The 18288-nt window shown below is 67.9% G+C and carries 19 protein-coding genes and 1 tRNA gene; 15 read left to right on the top strand and 5 right to left on the bottom strand.

Translation table 11 applies throughout. The annotated features are described in order from the left end of the window. Positions 1-11: 11 nt before the first annotated feature. The 3 genes from ABFO07_RS04555 to ABFO07_RS04545 form a co-directional block, all read right to left on the bottom strand. Positions 12-626 carry a LysE family translocator gene (locus ABFO07_RS04555; protein ID WP_017334249.1) on the bottom strand — a complete coding sequence of 205 codons (615 nt, stop codon included), beginning with the start codon at positions 624-626 and terminating at the stop codon, positions 12-14. A 26-nt stretch (positions 627-652) separates the two neighbouring features. After that, the gene (locus ABFO07_RS04550; protein WP_059891264.1) at positions 653-1219 is read right to left on the bottom strand and encodes an adenine phosphoribosyltransferase; all 567 of its coding nucleotides are present in this window, start codon (positions 1217-1219) and stop codon (positions 653-655) included. A 76-nt stretch (positions 1220-1295) separates the two neighbouring features. Next, a complete protein-coding gene (locus ABFO07_RS04545) occupies positions 1296-3302 on the bottom strand; it encodes a monovalent cation:proton antiporter family protein (protein WP_059803460.1) in 2007 nt (668 codons plus the stop codon). A 126-nt stretch (positions 3303-3428) separates the two neighbouring features. On the opposite strand from ABFO07_RS04545, the gene kdsD reads away from it, so the two are divergent. From kdsD to ABFO07_RS04490, 11 genes are all read left to right on the top strand, one after another. Then, positions 3429-4412, top strand: coding sequence for an arabinose 5-phosphate isomerase KdsD (gene kdsD, locus ABFO07_RS04540; protein WP_059566558.1), 984 nt, complete (start codon positions 3429-3431; stop codon positions 4410-4412). After that, positions 4412-4948, top strand: coding sequence for a KdsC family phosphatase (locus ABFO07_RS04535; protein WP_059566557.1), 537 nt, complete (start codon positions 4412-4414; stop codon positions 4946-4948). The genes kdsD and ABFO07_RS04535 overlap by 1 nt, the downstream gene beginning before the upstream one ends. Before the next feature lie 3 nt (positions 4949-4951). After that, a complete protein-coding gene (gene lptC / locus ABFO07_RS04530) occupies positions 4952-5566 on the top strand; it encodes an LPS export ABC transporter periplasmic protein LptC (RefSeq protein ID WP_059566556.1) in 615 nt (204 codons plus the stop codon). 20 nt (positions 5567-5586) lie between these two features. Further along, positions 5587-6252, top strand: coding sequence for a lipopolysaccharide transport periplasmic protein LptA (gene lptA, locus ABFO07_RS04525; RefSeq protein ID WP_059566555.1), 666 nt, complete (start codon positions 5587-5589; stop codon positions 6250-6252). After that, positions 6249-7025: an LPS export ABC transporter ATP-binding protein gene (gene lptB, locus ABFO07_RS04520; protein ID WP_059566554.1), complete on the top strand. Its 777-nt coding sequence runs from the start codon at positions 6249-6251 to the stop codon at positions 7023-7025. Before lptA ends, lptB begins: the two co-directional genes overlap by 4 nt. A gap of 143 nt (positions 7026-7168) precedes the next feature. Further along, entirely contained in the window at positions 7169-8671 is a 1503-nt protein-coding gene (locus ABFO07_RS04515) for an RNA polymerase factor sigma-54 (protein ID WP_059885326.1), read from the top strand. Positions 8672-8827: 156 nt separating this feature from the next. Then, positions 8828-9196 (top strand): ribosome hibernation-promoting factor, HPF/YfiA family, encoded by a 369-nt coding sequence (gene hpf, locus ABFO07_RS04510; protein ID WP_017334258.1) that lies wholly within the window; start codon positions 8828-8830, stop codon positions 9194-9196. 218 nt (positions 9197-9414) lie between these two features. Continuing rightward, positions 9415-9927 carry a PTS sugar transporter subunit IIA gene (locus tag ABFO07_RS04505; RefSeq protein WP_059566552.1) on the top strand — a complete coding sequence of 171 codons (513 nt, stop codon included), beginning with the start codon at positions 9415-9417 and terminating at the stop codon, positions 9925-9927. A 136-nt stretch (positions 9928-10063) separates the two neighbouring features. After that, positions 10064-11032, top strand: a complete 969-nt coding sequence (gene hprK / locus ABFO07_RS04500) for an HPr(Ser) kinase/phosphatase (protein ID WP_010090664.1) — start codon at positions 10064-10066, stop codon at positions 11030-11032. Between the two features lie 75 nt (positions 11033-11107). Beyond that, positions 11108-12019 (top strand): RNase adapter RapZ, encoded by a 912-nt coding sequence (gene rapZ / locus ABFO07_RS04495; protein ID WP_059566551.1) that lies wholly within the window; start codon positions 11108-11110, stop codon positions 12017-12019. Between the two features lie 26 nt (positions 12020-12045). Continuing rightward, a complete protein-coding gene (locus tag ABFO07_RS04490; RefSeq protein ID WP_059803140.1) occupies positions 12046-12684 on the top strand; it encodes an LON peptidase substrate-binding domain-containing protein in 639 nt (212 codons plus the stop codon). Between the two features lie 21 nt (positions 12685-12705). Here ABFO07_RS04490 and mutY read toward each other — a convergent pair whose 3' ends face one another. Together mutY and mutM are read right to left on the bottom strand one after the other, a co-directional pair. After that, positions 12706-13809: an A/G-specific adenine glycosylase gene (mutY, locus tag ABFO07_RS04485; RefSeq protein ID WP_059885324.1), complete on the bottom strand. Its 1104-nt coding sequence runs from the start codon at positions 13807-13809 to the stop codon at positions 12706-12708. 25 nt (positions 13810-13834) lie between these two features. Beyond that, positions 13835-14665, bottom strand: coding sequence for a bifunctional DNA-formamidopyrimidine glycosylase/DNA-(apurinic or apyrimidinic site) lyase (gene mutM, locus ABFO07_RS04480; protein WP_059885322.1), 831 nt, complete (start codon positions 14663-14665; stop codon positions 13835-13837). 88 nt (positions 14666-14753) lie between these two features. Between mutM and ABFO07_RS04475 the strand changes: the two genes are divergently transcribed. The 4 genes from ABFO07_RS04475 to ABFO07_RS04460 all read left to right on the top strand — a co-directional run bounded on the left by ABFO07_RS04475 (position 14754) and on the right by ABFO07_RS04460 (position 18248). Continuing rightward, the gene (locus ABFO07_RS04475) at positions 14754-16577 is read left to right on the top strand and encodes a tetratricopeptide repeat protein (protein WP_059566547.1); all 1824 of its coding nucleotides are present in this window, start codon (positions 14754-14756) and stop codon (positions 16575-16577) included. Beyond that, on the top strand, positions 16577-17206 hold the full coding sequence (lolB, locus tag ABFO07_RS04470; protein WP_060016127.1) for a lipoprotein insertase outer membrane protein LolB: 630 nt from the start codon (positions 16577-16579) through the stop codon (positions 17204-17206). The genes ABFO07_RS04475 and lolB overlap by 1 nt, the downstream gene beginning before the upstream one ends. A 31-nt stretch (positions 17207-17237) precedes the next feature. Continuing rightward, positions 17238-18119: a 4-(cytidine 5'-diphospho)-2-C-methyl-D-erythritol kinase gene (gene ispE, locus ABFO07_RS04465; protein WP_059803147.1), complete on the top strand. Its 882-nt coding sequence runs from the start codon at positions 17238-17240 to the stop codon at positions 18117-18119. A gap of 52 nt (positions 18120-18171) precedes the next feature. Then, positions 18172-18248 (top strand) — tRNA-Gln (locus ABFO07_RS04460). Positions 18249-18288 lie beyond the last annotated feature (40 nt).

Here is an 18288-nt window from a genome sequence, read left to right as displayed (position 1 = left end):
CGGCCGCTCCGTCAGTCCTTCAGCGCGACGCGGATGCCGATCGCGATGAACGTCGCGCCGGCGATCCGGTCGAGCCACACGCCCGCCTTCGGCCGGCGCTTCAGCCACGTGCCGATCGCGCCGGCGCACACGCCGAACAGCGAGAAGACCACGGCCGTCTGCAGCATGAACAGCGCGCCGAGCTCGAACATCTGCAGCGTCACGGGCTGCGCGCCGTGCGGATCGACGAACTGCGGCAGGAACACGACGAAGAACAGCGTGACCTTCGGGTTCATCAGGTTGCCGATCACGCTCTGGCGGAAGATCGACCACAGCGGCTGCGGCGCGCGCTCGTGCGCGGTGGCGAGGCCCTGGCTGCGCAGCGCCTTGATGCCGATCCAGATCAGGTACGCGGCGCCCGCGAGCTTCAGGATCTGGAAGGCGACCGGCGACGAGCGCAGCACCGCCGCGACGCCGAGCGCCGCGAGCGTCGTGTGGAACGTCACGCCGGCGGCAAAGCCGAGCGCGGCGACGAGGCCGGCCGCGCGGCCTTGCGAGATGCCGCGCGCGAGCACCTGCAGGTTGTCCGGGCCGGGCGCGAACGTGATCGCGATCGACGTGGCGAGAAACAGCATGAAATTCGGCATCGTGGCCTCGCTGGGTGGGCCGGCGCTCAGTGGCCGGAGAACTCGGTAACCGTGTACACGGGCAGTCCTGCATCGCGCAGCAGCGCCGAGCCGCCGAGATCCGGCAGGTCGATGATCGCCGCGCCCTCGACGACGACCGCGCCGAGCCGCTGCAGCAGGTTGCGCCCCGCCATCATCGTGCCGCCGGTCGCGATCAGGTCGTCCATCACGATCACGCGGTCGCCGGGCCGGCACGCATCCTCATGGATCTCGACGGTCGCGCTGCCGTATTCGAGCTCGTACGACTCGGAGCGGGTCTTGTACGGCAGCTTGCCGACCTTGCGGATCGGCACGAAGCCGACGCTCAGCTCGTACGCGACGATCGGCGCGATGATGAAGCCGCGCGCGTCGAGGCCCGCGACGTAGTCGAGCTTCGCGTCCACATAGCGCTCGACGAACAGGTCGACCAGCACGCGCAGCGCCTTCGGGCTCTGCAGCAGCGTCGTGATGTCGCGGAACTGCACGCCCGGCTGCGGCCAGTCCGGCACCGTGCGGATCTGGCTGTGGATGAAGGCGGCGGGATCGAGCGGCGCGCCCGACGACGAATGCGGCATGGAATTCTCCGAAAAAAACGGTGCGCGATATTTCGGGCACCGTTCTGAAAATACGGGTCAGGTTATGAATCGCTGCTCACGCGGCGGCGGCCGGCGGGTCGCGCCGGTGGCGCGACAGGCGCTCCTCCGCGAGCGCCAGCGCTTCGGGCAGCCCGCGCAGCACGACGATGTCGCTCGCGCGCAGCTTGGTCTGCGGGTCCGGCTCGACGCCGCGGATGCCGTGCCGGCGGATCGCCGTGACCTCGAGCCCGAGCGCGAACAGCCCGATCTCCTCCAGCGAGCGCCCGACCGCGTCCGCGCGCGCATCGACCGGCACCGATTGTAGCCGCACCTGCTCGTGGTCGTCGTCGTCCGCGTCGTCGGCGCCGCGGAAGTAGCCGCGCAGCAGGCTGTACCGTTCGTCGCGCATCTCCTCGACGCGCCGCACGACCTTGCGCATCGGCACGCCCACCAGCACCAGCGTATGCGACGCGAGCATCAGGCTGCCCTCGACGATTTCCGGGATCACCTCGGTCGCGCCGGCGGCGAGCAGCTTCTCGAGATCGGCGTCGTCCACGGTGCGCACGATCGCCGGCAGCGTCGGCTCGAGCTCGTGCACGTGGTGCAGCACGCGCAGCGCGGACGGCGTGTTCGCATAGGTGATCGCCACCGCCGCCGCGCGGTGGATACCGGCCGCGAGCAGCGACTCGCGGCGCGCCGCGTCGCCGAACACGACCGATTCGCCGGCCGCCGCGGCCGCGCTCACGCGGTCGGGGTCGAGGTCGAGCGCGACGTACGGAATGCCTTCCTGCTCGAGCATCCGCGCGAGGTTCTGGCCCGCGCGGCCGTAGCCGCAGATGATCACGTGGCCGCGCTGCTTGAGGCTTTGCGTCGCGATCCGCGTCATCTGCAGCGACTGCTGCATCCATTCGGTCGACGACAGCCGCATCACGATCCGGTCGGCGTTCTGGATCAGGAACGGCGCGGCGAGCATCGACAGCAGCATCGACGCGAGGATCGCCTGCAGCAGCGTCGAATCGACGAGGTGCCGGTCGAGGATCAGGTTCAGCAGCACGAAGCCGAATTCGCCGGCCTGCGCGAGGCCGATGCCGGTGCGCATCGCGACGCCCGGCGTCGCGCCGAACAGCCGCGCGAGCCCCGCGATCATCGTCCCCTTGAACAGGATCTGCCCGATGAAGAAGCCGATCACGAGGAACGGATGCTCCCAGATCACGCGCGGATCGAGCAGCATCCCGGTCGTCACGAAGAACAGGCCGAGCAGCACGTCGCGGAACGGCTTGATGTCCTCCTCGACCTGATGGCGGAACGGCGTCTCGGAAATCAGCATCCCCGCGATGAACGCGCCGAGCGCGAGCGACAGGCCGAACTTGTCGGTGAAGAACGCGGCGCCGAGCGTGACGAGCAGCAGGTTCAGCACGAACAGCTCCTGCGAGCGGCGCCGCGCGACCACGTTGAGCCAGCGCGTCATGAAGCGCTGCCCGACGATCAGCAGCAGCGACAGCGCGATCACGATCTTGACGGCCGCGAAGCCGAGCGTCAGCGCGAGATCCTTCGACGATTCGGCGCCGAACGCGGCGATCACGATCAGCAGCGGCACGACCGCGAGATCCTGGAACAGCAGCACGCCGAAGATGTTGCGGCCGTGCTCGGTCTCGATCTCGAGGCGCTCGGCGAGCATCTTCGACACGATCGCCGTCGACGACATCGCGAGCGCGCCGCCGAGCGCGACGCTGCCCTGCCACGTGATGTGCACCCAGTGCTCGAACAGCATGCCGAGCAGCACCGCGAGCGCGAGCGTCGCGACCACCTGCAGCAGCCCGAGGCCGAACACGAGGCGCTGCATCGCCCGCAGCTTCGCGAGCGAAAACTCGAGGCCGATCGAGAACATCAGGAACACCACGCCGAATTCCGCGAGATGCTCGGCCCGCTCGAGATCGGCCGCCACGCCGAACGCGTGCGGGCCGACCACGATGCCGACGGTCAGGTAGCCGAGCATCGGCGGCAGGTTCAGCGAACGGAACACGACGACGCCCACCACTGAAGCAAGCAGCAGCAGGAGCGTCATTTCGAGGGGGGACATCACGGGCAAAGCGTCCTCGTTCGTCGGGGCCACGGCAAAGCGGGCGCGGCATGGTGGCGGGAGACAGGCGCATTCGGACGAGTCCGAAGGGCCGGCGCGGCGAACAAACGCCTTTGCTATACTCCGCGCATGATAGCGAAAATCAATGATGACCGGGCGCTCGCGCTCGCCCGCGACGTGCTCGACATCGAGGCGGACGCCGTGCGCGCGCTGCGCGACCAGCTCGACGGCGGCTTCGCCCAGGCCGTCGCGCTGCTGCTCGGCTGCCGCGGTCGCGTGGTGGTGTCCGGAATCGGCAAATCGGGGCATATCGCCCGCAAGATCGCGGCCACGCTGGCCAGCACCGGCACGCCGGCGTTCTTCGTGCACCCGGCCGAGGCCAGCCACGGCGACCTCGGGATGGTGACGGCGGACGACGTGTTCATCGGCATCTCCTACTCCGGCGAGTCGGAAGAACTCGTCGCGATCCTGCCGCTCGTGAAGCGGATCGGCGCGAAGCTGATCGCCATCACGGGCCGCGCGGAATCCAGCCTCGGCACGCTCGCCGACGTGAACCTGAACGCCGCGGTGTCGAAGGAAGCGTGCCCGCTGAACCTCGCGCCCACCGCGAGCACGACCGCCGCGCTCGCGCTCGGCGACGCGCTCGCCGTCGCGGTGCTCGACGCGCGCGGCTTCGGCTCCGAGGATTTCGCCCGCTCGCACCCGGGCGGCGCGCTCGGCCGGCGCCTGCTCACCTACGTGCGCGACGTGATGCGCACCGGCGACGAAGTCCCGCTCGTCGGGCTCGACGCGACGCTGTCGGACGCGCTGTTCCAGATCACCGCGAAGCGGATGGGCATGACGGCCGTGGTCGGCGCCGACGGCAAGGTCGCCGGCATCTTCACGGACGGCGACCTGCGCCGCGTGCTCGAACGCGACGGCGATTTCCGCAAGCTGCCGATCGCCGACGTGATGACGCGCCAGCCGCGCACGATCGGGCCGGACCATCTCGCGGTCGAGGCGGTGGAACTGATGGAGCGCCACCGGATCAACCAGATGCTGGTGGTCGATGCCGACGGCGCGCTGATCGGCGCGCTGAACATGCACGACCTGTTCTCGAAGAAGGTGATCTGATGACCGCTCCGCTGTCCGCGGCCGAACGCGCGAGCCGCGTGAAGCTGATGATTTTCGACGTCGACGGCGTGCTGACCGACGGCGGCCTGCTGTTTACGGCCGCCGGCGATGCAATGAAGTCGTTCAATTCGCTCGACGGCCACGGCGTGAAGCTGCTCGGCGAAGCCGGCATCGCGACCGCGATCATCACCGGCCGCCGGTCGGAGATCGTCGCCGCGCGCGCGAAGGAAATGAAGATCGCGCACCTGTTCCAGGGCGTCGAGAACAAACTGACCGTGTTCGCGGAACTGACCGCGTCGCTCGGCCTCGCGCCCGACGCGTGCGGCTACATGGGCGACGACTGGCCCGACCTGCCGGTGATGCTGCGCTGCGGCTTCGCCACCGCGCCGGCGAACGCGCACCCCGAGGTGATCGCGCGCGCGCACTGGGTGGCCGAGGCCCGCGGCGGCCACGGCGCGGTGCGCGAGGCCTGCGACGCGATCCTGCGCGCGCAGCGCCGCTACGACGCGCTGCTCGCGCAAGCCTGCGGAGCCTGACGGATGAACCCGCATTTCCGCTGGACCCAGTTGCTGCCGCTTGCCGCGGTTGCCGCGCTCGCGGCCATCACGTGGTGGCTGCTGCAGGCGACGCTGCCGCAGCCCGGCGACGGCGCCGCGCAGCCGAAGCGCCACACGCCCGACTACTTCGCCGACAACTTCTCGGTGACGGAACTCGACCAGTCCGGCACGACCCAGTACCGGCTGACGGCGGACAAGCTGATCCACTACGAAGACACCGAATCGAGCGACCTGACCGACCCGGCGATGCGCGCGTTCCAGCCCGGCAAGCCGGTCGTGACGACCACCGCGAAGCGCGGCACCGTCAACGGCGACGTGTCGATCGTCGACCTGTACGACAACGCGCGCATCCTGCGCGCCGCCGGCGGCGGCGATCCGCAGATGCAGGCGGATTCCCAGCATTTCCGGATCCTCGTCAATGATGATGTGATCCAGACCGAAAAGCCGGTTAAACTTCAGCGCGGCCTGTCGCTCGTCAACTCGACCGACGGCATGAAGTACAACAACGTCACCCGGGTCATCGAGCTCTACGGCAACGTGCGTGGCACGATCGCCGCGTCGGACGCGTCCGGCGGCTCGAAAGGTCAACCCAAGTAACTCATCCCACGCGTGACTGCATGAACGAATCGTTCCCGTGTCAGATTTACGGCGGCGCCCGGCGCGCTGCCCGCGCCGCGCTCGCCGCGACGCTCATCGCACTCCCGCTCGCCGGGCTGGCGCCGCTCGCCCATGCCGAAAAGGCCGACCAGGGCAAGCCGATCAACGTCGAAGCGGACAACCTGACCTACGACGACCTGAAGCAGGTCACCGTCGCGACCGGCAACGTCGTGATCACGAAGGGCACGATCGTCATCAAGGGCGATCGCGTCGAGGTGAAGCAGGATCCGGAAGGCTACCAGTACGCCACGTCGTACGGCAGCGGCAAGAAGCATGCGTCGTTCCGGCAGAAGCGCGAAGGCCTCGACGAATACATCGACGGCGATGCCGAGCGCATCGACTACGACGGCAAGCAGGACCTGACGACCCTCACGACCGCCGCGACCGTGCGCCGCCTGCAGGGCACGTCGACGATCGCCGACACCGTGCACGGCAGCGTGGTCACCTACGACGGCCAGCGCGACTTCTACACCGCGCGCGGCGGCAAGGACGTCGCGGCGCCGGGCAACCCGAACGGCCGCGTGCGCGCGATGCTGTCGCCGAAGAACGGCGGCCCCGGCGCGCTGAACGGCGCGCCGGCCAAGCTCGCGCCGTCGAACACGCTCCAGGGGGCGCCAGGCCAATGAACGCGCTACCGAACCGCCAGCCGGCCGGCACCAGCAGCTCGCTCGTCGTCCGCAACCTGAAGAAGCGTTACGGCTCGCGCACCGTCGTGAAGGACGTGTCGCTCGACGTGAAGAGCGGCGAAGTCGTCGGCCTGCTCGGCCCGAACGGCGCCGGCAAGACCACGTCGTTCTACATGATCGTCGGGCTCGTGCCGCTCGACGCCGGCGAAATCTCGCTGAACGGCAGCTCGATCAGCCTGCTGCCGATCCACAAGCGCGCGTCGCTCGGCCTGTCGTACCTGCCGCAGGAAGCATCGGTGTTCCGCAAGCTCACCGTCGAGGAGAACATCCGCGCGGTGCTCGAGCTGCAGCATGGCGACGACGGCAAGCGCCTGTCGAAGGACGCGATCGCGAGCCGCACCGAAGCGCTGCTCGACGAGCTGCAGATCAGCCACCTGCGCGAGAATCCGGCGCTGTCGCTGTCGGGCGGCGAACGCCGTCGCGTGGAAATTGCCCGCGCGCTGGCGACCAACCCGAGCTTCATCCTGCTCGACGAACCGTTCGCGGGCGTCGACCCGATCGCGGTGCTCGAGATCCAGAAGATCGTCAAGTTCCTGAAGCAGCGCAACATCGGCGTGCTGATCACCGATCACAACGTCCGCGAAACGCTCGGCATCTGCGACCACGCGTACATCATCAGCGACGGCTCGGTGCTCGCGGCCGGCGCGCCGAGCGAGATCATCGAGAACGAAAGCGTGCGCCGCGTGTATCTCGGCGAACACTTCCGCATGTAACCCGCCGTCACGGACGCGCCCTGCCCGGCCATGCCGCGCGGGGCCGCGCCCCGTTTCGCCGCCGGGCCGGCGCCGCGCGCGTAATCGCGGATGCCCAATGCGGCTGGGTCGTGGCACACTCCGGGTATGACTCCCTCTCTGCCATGAAAGCCAGCCTCCAACTCCGCCTGTCGCAACACCTGGCGCTGACACCGCAACTGCAGCAGTCGATCCGGCTCCTGCAGCTGTCCACGCTCGAGCTCCAGCAGGAAGTGGCGATGGCGGTCGCCCAGAATCCGCTGCTCGAGAACGACGACGAATGGATCGCGAGCCCGCTGCGTGTCGCAGCGGACGGTTCGCTGATCGCGCAGACGCCGCCCGCCCAGAACACCGAGCCGGCATCGAACGGCACCAGCCAGGCCGGCGAGCGCGCGGAGCGCGACGAGCCCGCCGCCGCCGATGAATACGACGGCTATGCCGCGGGCGACAGCGGCGACGGCCCGCAATGGAATCTCGATGAATTCGGCCGCGCGAGCGGCGCGTCGGACGACGACGATCTCCCGCCCCTGCAGGTGCAGGAAGCGTCGACGTCGTTGCGCGACCACCTGTCCGCGCAGCTGCGCGTCACGCAGGCGGGGCCGCGCGACCGTGCGCTCGTGATGTTCCTGATCGAGTCGCTCGACGACGACGGCTACCTGACCGCGACGCTCGACGAAGTGCTCGCCGACCTGCCGGCCGAACTCGAGGTCGACTGCGACGAACTGAACGCCGCGCTCGCGCTGCTGCACAGCTTCGACCCCGCCGGGGTCGGCGCGCGCACGGCATCCGAATGCCTGAAGCTGCAGCTGCTGCGGCTCGATCCGTCCCCGACGCGCACGCTGTCGCTCGAAATCGTGTCGCAATACCTCGAGCTGCTCGCCGCACGCGACTTCACGCGCCTGCGCAAGCACCTGAAGGCATCCGACGACGCGCTGCGCGACGCGCACGCGCTGATCCGCTCGCTGGAGCCGTTCCCCGGCGCCGCGTACGGCAAGGCCGAAGCGGACTACGTCGTGCCCGACATCATCGTGAAGAAGGTGGGCCAGGGCTGGCAGGCGGAACTGAATCCGGAGGTCGTGCCGCGCCTGCGGATCAACAACCTGTACGCGAACATCCTGCGCAACAGCCGCGGCGATCCGTCGGCCGGATCGCTCAAGCAGCAGCTTCAGGAAGCGCGCTGGCTGATCAAGAATATCCAGCAGCGGTTCGATACGATCCTGCGTGTCGCGCAGGCTATTGTCGAACGTCAGAAGAATTTCTTTGCGCACGGTGAAATCGCCATGCGCCCCTTGGTTTTGCGGGAAATAGCTGATACGCTGGGCCTACACGAGTCGACTGTCAGCCGTGTGACAACCGGCAAGTACATGCTGACCCCGTTCGGGACGCTTGAATTTAAGTACTTCTTCGGATCGCACGTTTCGACCGACACCGGTGGCGCCGCCTCGTCGACGGCCATCCGTGCCCTCATCAAGCAACTGATAGGAGCAGAAGACCCAAAAACGCCACTTTCGGACAGCCGCATCGCCGAGCTGCTGGCAGAACAAGGATTCGTGGTCGCGCGCCGCACGGTTGCGAAGTACCGCGAAGCCCTCAAGATCCCGGCAGTGAATCTGCGCAAGTCTCTTTAAGCCTGCTGCCTGCCCGGCGGCAGGCGTGTTCCGGCCGCCGCGCATCGGCGGACAAGCCGGGCGACCTGTCCGCAATCAGCCGCATCGCGCGGCACGGGCAAGTCGACCGGATGCCGCATCGAAGCGGACAGGTGGTCATTCGCTTGGAGAAGCACTATGAACCTGAAGATCAGTGGACATCATCTCGAAGTCACGCCTGCAATTCGCGAATACGTGATCACCAAGCTGGACCGGGTGCTACGGCATAGCGATCAGGTGATCGATGGCACTGTGATCCTCTCGGTCGACAACCACAAGGAAAAGGACAAGCAGCAACGCGCGGAAATCAATCTGCATCTGAAGGGCAAGGACATCTTCGTCGAAAGCGCAAACGGCAACCTGTATGCGGCAATCGACCTGCTGATCGACAAGCTGGACCGTCAGGTCGTCAAGCACATGGAGCGCCTGCAAACGCATGCGCACGATCCGATCAAGCTCCAGCCGGCAGTCGAGCAGTTCGAGCAGATCGAACTGCCGCCGCAATAAGCGCTTTACCGCACCGCACGCCGCCCGGTTCGCCGGGCGGTTTTTTTTGTGTCCGGCGCCCGCGCGCCGGCCGCCCGGACGGCGCCGTGCACGAGCCGCCACGTGCGCGCCATGCGCGCGGCTGTGTTCTATAATGCTCCGGTTATTGCCGGGGGGCGTTGGGTACGGTCGCCGTGCCTTGCAGGTCTCCATCGCCTAACGCCTTGATATCGCCAAACATGGAAAATCAGTCTGCCGCCGCGAGGAGACCCCAGGCCGCCCAATCGCCTGCCAACATGAATCGCCTAGCCAAAATCCTGCCCCTAGAGAACGTCGTCATCGACCTCTCCGTCACCAGCAAGAAGCGCGTCTTCGAACAAGCCGGGCTCATGTTCGAAAACCAGAACGGCATCGCCCGCAGCACCGTCACGGACAACCTGTTCGCACGCGAGCGCCTCGGGTCGACCGGGCTCGGCGAAGGCGTCGCGATTCCGCACGGGCGCATCAAGGGCCTCAAGCATCCGCTCGCCGCGTTCGTGCGGCTTGCCGAGCCGATTCCGTTCGAAGCGCCCGACGGCCAGCCGGTTTCGCTCCTGATCTTCCTGCTCGTCCCCGAGCAAGCCACCCAGCAGCATCTCGAGATCCTGTCGGAAATCGCGCAGCTGCTGTCCGACCGCGACGCGCGCGAGCGTCTGCACAACGAAACGGATCGCTCCGAGTTGCATAGCCTGCTCACTCAGTGGCAACCTTGAGTTGATCCGGGCGGTACATTTTCCCGAACCAGGCGGCCCAGGCCGCCGCCCCGGGCCGCCCGGCGCCGGCCCGGCATGGCGACGCCCGTCGCCGCGCGCATCGGCTCATTGACCGGCCCATTGGAGTGACGGAGTCATGGATACGTCCAGCATCAACGCCCAGAGCATCTTCGACGACAACGCCGCCACGCTTAAGCTCAGCTGGCTGACGGGGCATGAAGGCTGGGAGCGCGGTTTCTCCGCGGATACCGTCGCCAACGCGACGTCGAGCGCCGACCTCGTCGGCCACCTGAACCTCATTCACCCGAACCGGATCCAGGTGCTCGGCGAGGCCGAGATCGACTACTACCAGCGCCAGACCGACGAGGATCGCTCGCGCCACATGGCCGAGCTGATCGCCCTCGAGCCGCCGTTCCTCGTCGTCGCCGGCGGCGCCGCGGCCCCGCCCGAGCTGGTGCTGCGCTGCACGCGCTCGTCCACCCCGCTGTTCACGACGCCGATGTCGGCCGCCGCGGTGATCGACAGCCTGCGCCTTTACATGTCGCGCATCCTCGCGCCGCGCGCGACGCTGCACGGCGTGTTCCTCGACATCCTCGGGATGGGCGTGCTGCTCACGGGCGACTCGGGCCTCGGCAAGAGCGAACTCGGCCTCGAGCTGATCAGCCGCGGCCACGGCCTCGTCGCCGACGACGCGGTCGACTTCGTGCGTCTTGGCCCCGATTTCGTCGAAGGGCGCTGCCCGCCGCTGCTGCAGAACCTGCTCGAAGTGCGCGGCCTCGGCCTGCTCGACATCAAGACGATCTTCGGCGAAACCGCGGTGCGGCGGAAAATGAAGCTGAAGCTGATCGTGCAGCTGGTGCGGCGCCCCGACGGCGAATTCCAGCGCCTGCCGCTCGAAAGCCAGACCGTCGACGTGCTGGGTTTGCCGATCAGCAAGGTCACGATCCAGGTCGCGGCCGGCCGCAACCTCGCGGTGCTCGTCGAGGCGGCGGTGCGCAACACGATCCTGCAGCTGCGCGGCATCGACACGCTGCGCGACTTCATGGACCGTCAGCGGCTCGCGATGCAGGATCCGGACAGCCAGTTCCCCGGCAAGCTCGTGTAACCCTCACCGGCCGATCGCGCGGCGCGGGCGCGTCGTGCCGGTGCTATGATGAAACGTCAGGAATCTCTGCCCCCCATGCGCATAGTTCTCATCACCGGCATTTCCGGCTCCGGCAAGTCCGTTGCGTTGAACGCCCTGGAGGACGCGGGCTACTACTGCGTCGACAACCTGCCGCCGCACGTGCTGCCCGAGCTGGCCCGCTACCTGGCCGACGAAGGCCGGCAGCATCGGCTCGCGGTCGCGATCGACGCGCGCTCGAGCGCATCGCTCGACGAAATGCCCGGCCTGATCCGCGCGCTGTCGCGCGATCACGACGTGCGCGTGCTGTTCCTCAATGCAAGCACCCAGGCGCTGATCCAGCGCTTCTCCGAAACGCGCCGCCGCCATCCGCTGTCCGGCTCGCCGTCGCACGATGCCGACGTCGGCCTGCTGTCGTCGCTCGAGGAAGCGATCGAGCGCGAGCGCGAACTGGTCGCGCCGCTTGCCGAATTCGGCCACCAGATCGACACCAGCAACCTGCGCGCGAACGTGCTGCGCACCTGGGTCAAGCGCTTCATCGAGCAGAAGAACGACGCGTTGATGCTGATGTTCGAATCGTTCGGCTTCAAGCGCGGCGTGCCGCTCGACGCGGACCTGATGTTCGACGTGCGCGCGCTGCCGAACCCGTATTACGACCATGAGCTGCGCCCGCTCACCGGGCTCGACCAGCCGGTCATCGCGTTTCTCGACGCACTGCCGATCGTCCACCAGATGATCGACGACATCCATGCGTTTCTAACGAAATGGCTGCCGCACTTCCGCGAGGACAATCGCAGCTACCTGACCGTCGCCATCGGTTGCACCGGCGGCCAGCATCGCTCGGTCTTCATCGCGGAAACGCTCGCCTCGCGCCTCGCGAACCAGGCGAACGTGATCGTGCGGCATCGTGACGCGCCGGTGGATGTCGGCGCGTCGTCGCGGCTCGTGACCGAGGTCGAAAGACCGTAGCGACGCCGCTTCCCCGTCAGCGCGCCATGTCCTCTCTCTCTACCACCCTGCTCGACCTGCCGCTGTTTCCGCTGCATACGGTGCTGTTTCCGGGGGGCGTGCTGCCGCTCAAGGTGTTCGAGGCGCGCTATCTCGACATGTCGCGCGCGTGTCTGCGCGACAACGCGCCATTCGGCGTCTGCCTGCTGAAAAGCGGGCCGGAGGTCGCGCAGGAAGGTGCGGTGTCGGTGCCGGAAACGATCGGCTGCATGGCGCGCATCGTCGAATGCGACACCGGCGAATTCGGGATGCTGTTCCTGCAGGCCATCGGCACGCAGCGCTTCGAGCTGCTGTCGTATCGCGTCGAGGCGAACGGGCTGCTCGTCGGCATCGCGGAGCCGCTGCCCGACGACATCCCGCTCGAGGGCGAGCAGGCGCTCGCGCAGTTCGGCGCGTGCGCCGAGGTACTGGAGCGCATCATCGAAGCGCTGAAGCAGAAGAACGAGCCCGACAAGCTGCCGTTCTGCGAGCCGTTCCGGCTCGACGATCCGAGCTGGGTGTCGAACCGTCTCGCCGAACTGCTGCCGCTCGACCTGCGTGCGCGGCAGAAGCTGATGGAGTTTCCCGACGTCGGCGCGCGCATCGACGCCGTGCATCACGTGCTGAACCGGCACGGCTGGCTCTGAGCGCCGCACCGGCCGCGCGCGTTACAGCAGCGACCCGCTCAGCGCATCGAGCAGCTTGCGCACCGGCGCGGGCACGCCGTACGCGTCGAGTCCGCTCAGCGGCACCCATGCCGTCTGCGCATCCTGCGCGACGCATTCGCCGCCGCCGTTCCCCATCTCGCTCAAGCGCGGCTCAATCTCGAGCTTGAAATGCGTGAACGTGTGCGTCAGCGGCGCGAGCGGCACCGGGCCGCCGCCGCCGAAACCGCGCGCGCGATCGGCGAGCGCGGCATCGCCGTCGGCTTCCGGCAGACTCCACAGCCCGCCCCAGATGCCCGCCGGCGGGCGCCGCTCGAGCAGCACCGCATCGCCGTCGCGCAGCACGAGCATCCAGGTCTTGCGCGTCGGCACCTTCTTCTTCGGCCGCGCGGCCGGCAATTCGCGCTGCCGGCCGGTGGACTGCGCGACGCAATCCCCCGCGAACGGGCAACGCGCGCAATCCGGCTTGCCGCGCACGCACAGCGTCGCGCCGAGATCCATCAGCCCCTGCGTGTATGCGCTCACGTCGGCCGCGTTCGCCGCATCGGGCAGCAGCGATTCGGCCAGCGCCCACATGTCGTTCTCGACGCGCTTCTCGCCCGGAAAACCTTCGACGCCGAACACCCGCGCAAGCACGCGCTTCACGTTGCCGTCGAGGATCGTCGCGTGCGCGCCGAACGCGAACGACGCGATCGCCGCGGCGGTCGAGCGGCCGATGCCGGGCAGTTCGGCGAGCCCGTCCGGCGTCGACGGAAACGCGCCGCCGTGCTCGGCCGCCACGACCTGCGCGCAGCGGTGCAGGTTGCGCGCGCGCGAGTAGTAGCCGAGGCCCGCCCATAGCGCCATCACGTCGTCGATCGGCGCGGCCGCGAGCGCGGCGACGTCCGGAAAGCGTTCGAGAAAGCGCAGGTAATAAGGCACGACGGTCGATACCTGGGTTTGCTGCAGCATGATTTCCGACAGCCAGATGCGGTACGGGTCGCGCGTGTTCTGCCACGGCAGGTCGTGGCGCCCGTGCGTGCGCTGCCACGCGATCAGGCGCGTGGCGAACGTGCGGTGCAGCGGTGTGACGGGAAAGGGAGCGGGGGCGGTACGAGGCGGCTTCAAGATGGCAAGTGGGTGGCGAAAGGTTTCAACGCTGGCACGTCGGGCAATAGTAGGTCGAGCGCTGGCCCTGCACGATCTGCCGGATCGGCGTGCCGCATACGCGGCAAGGCTGGCCCGCGCGATCATAGACGAGGCAGTCGAGCTGGAAGTAACCGCTCTCGCCGTTGCTGCCGACGAAATCGCGCAGCGTGCTGCCGCCGCGCTCGATCGCGTCGGCGAGCGTCGCGCGCACCGCATCCGCAAGCCGCTCGTAGCGCGGCAGCGATACCTTGCCGGCGGCGGTGGTCGGCCGGATGCCGGCGCGGAACAGGCTCTCCGATGCATAGATGTTGCCGACGCCGACGACGATGTCGCCGGCCAGCAGCGCCTGCTTCACCGCCACCGTGCGCCCGCGCGTGCGCGCATGAAGCAGCGCGCCGGTGAACGCCGGCGAGAACGGCTCGACGCCGAGGCTCGCGAGCAGCGGGTGCGCATGCACGTCGCCGGCCTCGCGCGGATGCCACAGCACGGCGCCGAAGCGGCGCGGATCGCGAAAGCGCAGCACGAATTCGTCGAAGATCCAGTCGATGTGGTCATGCTTCGCCGCGGCGGGCGGCGTGCCTGCCGTCGGCAGCACGCGCAACGTGCCGGTCATGCCGAGATGCACGATGAACCAGCCGGCGTCGACTTCGAACAGCAGGTACTTGCCGCGCCGCTCGACACCGAGCACCTCGCGCGCGCGCAATTGCTCGGCGAGCCCGGCCGGCACCGGCCAGCGCAGCATCGCGGTGCGCACGTCGACACGCTCGACGCGGCGGCCGGCGACAAAGGGTTCGATACCCCGGCGGGTGACTTCGACTTCTGGCAACTCTGGCATGTTCTGCGGGTCTCAATGCGGACAGACACGATCGTGCGTGTATTGTAGCGAGCGCGTTACAATCGGCTGAAACATCGAACGGATTTCCATGACCCTGCCCTCGAAGCTGCTTCAGAAGCGCCCTGCCGCCGCACGCGGCTGGCGCGCGCTCCCGGTCCGCCGTGCGCTTGGCGCCGCGCTGATCGCCGCATGGACCCTCACCGCGCTGCCGGCCCATGCGCAGGATCCTGCGCCGGACGACGCCGCGCAGCAGGGTGCGTTCGATCATGTGCTGCCGGACGAGAAAAAGGATCTCCCGAACCTCGCGTTGACGAGCCAGATCGTCTACCAGGTGCTCGCCGCCGAGGTCGCGCTGCAACGCAACCAGCCCGCGCCGGCCTACCAGACCTATCTCGCGCTCGCGCGCGACACGCGCGATCCGCGCATGGCGCAGCGCGCGACCGAAATCGCGCTCGCCGCACAGAGCCCGGCCGACGCGCTGTCGGCCGCGAATTTGTGGCGGCAGTATGCGCCCGATTCGAACCGCGCGTCGCAGGTCGATGCCGCGCTGCTGGTGCTGGCCGGCAAGCCGGCCGACGCGCAGCCGATGCTCGCGCGCGAGCTTGCCCGCGCGACCGGCGAGACGCGGGGCCCCGCGATCCTCGCGCTGCAGGCGCTGCTCGCGCGCGGCCCCGATCGCGTCGGCGGCCTCGCGGTGCTGAAGGACATGCTGAAGAACGACATGGGCCGCCCCGAGGCGCAGCTCGCGGTCGCTCGCCAGCAGCTCGCCGTCGACGACAAGGACGGTGCCGCGCAGTCGCTCAAGCAGGCGCTGCAGATCCGCCCGGATTACCTGCCCGCGGCGCTGATGCTGTCGCAGATGGGGCCCGCTGAGCGCGCGGCCGGCATCGTGTCGTTCGAGAAATACGTTCAGCAGCATCCGAAGTCGCGCGACGCGCGGCTCGCGCTGTCGCAGCTCTATCTCGCCGACGACCGCCTCGACGACGCGCAGAAGCAGTTCGAGACGATGCGCAAGCTCGACGCGAAGGATCCGACGCCGCTGATGGCGCTTGCGCTGATCAAGATTCAGCAGAAGAAACTCGACGACGCGACGGGCTACCTGAAGCAGTACGTGCAGCTCGGCGAGAAGCAGCCGAATGCCGACGTCGGCCAGGGCTACATCTACCTCGCGCAGATCGCGATCGACCAGGGCAACGACGCGGTTGCGTCGCAATGGCTCGACAAGGTCGACCAGACGAGCCAGCACTACCTGCCCGCGCAGGTCACGCGCGCGCAGCTGCTGCAGAAACAGGGCAAGACCGACGAAGCGCGCAAGGTGCTCGACAACCTGCCGGTTTCCGACCCGCGCGATGCGGCCGTGATCGCGCGCACCGACGCGTCGATCCTGTTCACCGCGAAACGCTTCGGCGAAGCGGAGGCGCGCCTGTCGCGGGCGGTCGACGACTTCCCCGACGATCCGGACCTGCGCTACGACTACGCGATGGCGGCCGAGAAGACCGGCCACTACACGACGATGGAAAAGCAGCTGCGCGAACTGATCCGCACGCAGCCCGACAACCCGCAGGCATACAACGCGCTCGGCTATTCGCTCGCCGACCGCAACCAGCGCCTGCCGGAAGCCAGCAAGCTGATCGAGAAGGCGGTCGCGCTCGCGCCGAACGACGCGTACATCATGGATAGCCTCGGCTGGGTGAAATTCCGGATGGGCGACTCGGCCGGCGCGACGAAGGTCCTGCGGCGCGCGTACGACCTGCAGCCGAACGCCGAAATCGGCGCGCATCTCGGCGAGGTGCTGTGGAAGAGCGGCGCGCAGGACGAGGCACGCACCGCGTGGCGCGCCGCGCAGAAGCTCGAGCCGGACAACGAGACGCTCGTGCAGACGCTCAAGCGCCTCCAGATCAACGGCCTCTGATGCGCATGTCCCCGGCGTTTTCCCTGTCTTTCCGCGCGATGCGCGGCCTCACCACGGCCCTCGCGGCCGCCGCGGCGCTCGCGCTCGCCGGCTGCGCGAGCACCCCGCCGTCGGCAGGCGCGCCGTCGGGCGGCGTGCTGCAGACGAGTGCGGCGCACGCATATCACGGCCGCTTCGCGGTGCAGTACAGCGACCGCCTCGGCCGGCCGCAGAACGTGTATGGCAACTTCGACTGGCAAGAGCAAGGCGACGACGTGTCGCTCGAGCTGCGCAGCCCGCTCGGCCAGACGCTGGCGATCGTGAAGTCGTCGCCGCGGGCGGCCTCGCTCGAGCTGCCGAACCGCCAGCCGCAGTTTGCGCCGGACGTCGGCGAACTGATGCAGAACACGCTCGGCTTCGCGCTGCCGCTTGCCGGCCTGCGCTACTGGCTGCAGCCGACGCCCGCGCCCGCGACGCCGGCGCAGATGGTGCGCGACCCCGGCGACGGCACGCGCATCAAGCAGATTCGGCAGGACGGCTGGACGATCGATTACGTCGCCTACGCGGACGCGCCAGCCACCGGCGTCAAGCGCGTGAACCTCGTGCGCGCGACGCCGCCGCTCGACATCAAGCTCGTGCTCGACCAGTAAGCGCGCGCCTCCAACCCGATACGACACCAGCATGACCGATTCGACCCGCTCGCTGCGCAACTGCCTTGCGCCCGCGAAACTCAACCTGTTCCTGCACATCACCGGCCGCCGCCCGGACGGCTATCACGACCTGCAAAGCGTGTTCCAGCTGTTGAACTGGGGCGACACGCTGCACTTCACGCTGCGCGACGACGGCAAGGTCGCACGTGCGACCGACGTCCCGGGCGTGCCCGAGGAAAGCGATCTCGTCGTGCGTGCGGCCCGCCTCCTGAAAGCCCACTCGGGCACGGACGCAGGCGTCGACATCGAGATCGACAAGCAGCTGCCGATGGGCGCGGGCCTTGGCGGCGGCAGCTCCGACGCGGCGACGACGCTGCTCGCGCTGAACCGTCTGTGGGGGTTGAACCTGCCGCGCGCGGAATTGCAGACACTCGCCGTAAAACTCGGCGCCGACGTGCCTTTTTTTGTTTTTGGAAAAAATGCGTTCGCAGAGGGTATCGGAGAAGAATTAGCTGAGGTAGAATTGCCGACTCGCTGGTTCCTGGTTGTGACGCCGCGTGTTCATGTCCCGACTGCTGAAATTTTTTCAGATAAGTTGTTGACAAGAGATTCGAAGCCAGTCACAATTACGGACTTTCTTGCACAGCAAAGCAGCGACGCAGGATGGCCAGACAGCTTCGGCCGGAATGACATGCAGCAAGTTGTGACAAGTAAGTACGCGGAAGTTGCGCAGGTGGTCAAATGGTTGTATGATGTGACCCCCGCGAGGATGACCGGCTCTGGAGCAAGCGTGTTTGCAGCGTTTCGCAGCAAACAGGAAGCAGAAGCGGCGAAAGCCAAACTGCCCGCCGGTTGGAACGGCGCAGTTGCCGAGAGCCTGAACGAGCATCCGCTCTTCGCTTTCGCGTCATGAAGTTTTACTTTGCCGGACGTCCTACCGTCCGACAGAGTTGTCAGTTAAGTGTAGGGGAGTCGCCAAGTTGGTCAAGGCACCGGATTTTGATTCCGGCATGCGAGGGTTCGAGTCCTTCCTCCCCTGCCAAAAATTTTCCCGCATTTTCCCGCCCAAGCCCGAAGCAGGT

This window comes from Burkholderia stagnalis, from assembly GCF_039848545.1.
Taxonomy (GTDB): Bacteria; Pseudomonadota; Gammaproteobacteria; order Burkholderiales; family Burkholderiaceae; genus Burkholderia; species Burkholderia stagnalis.
Note: the sequence above shows the minus strand (reverse complement) of the source record. Positions and strands in the feature narration are given on the sequence as shown.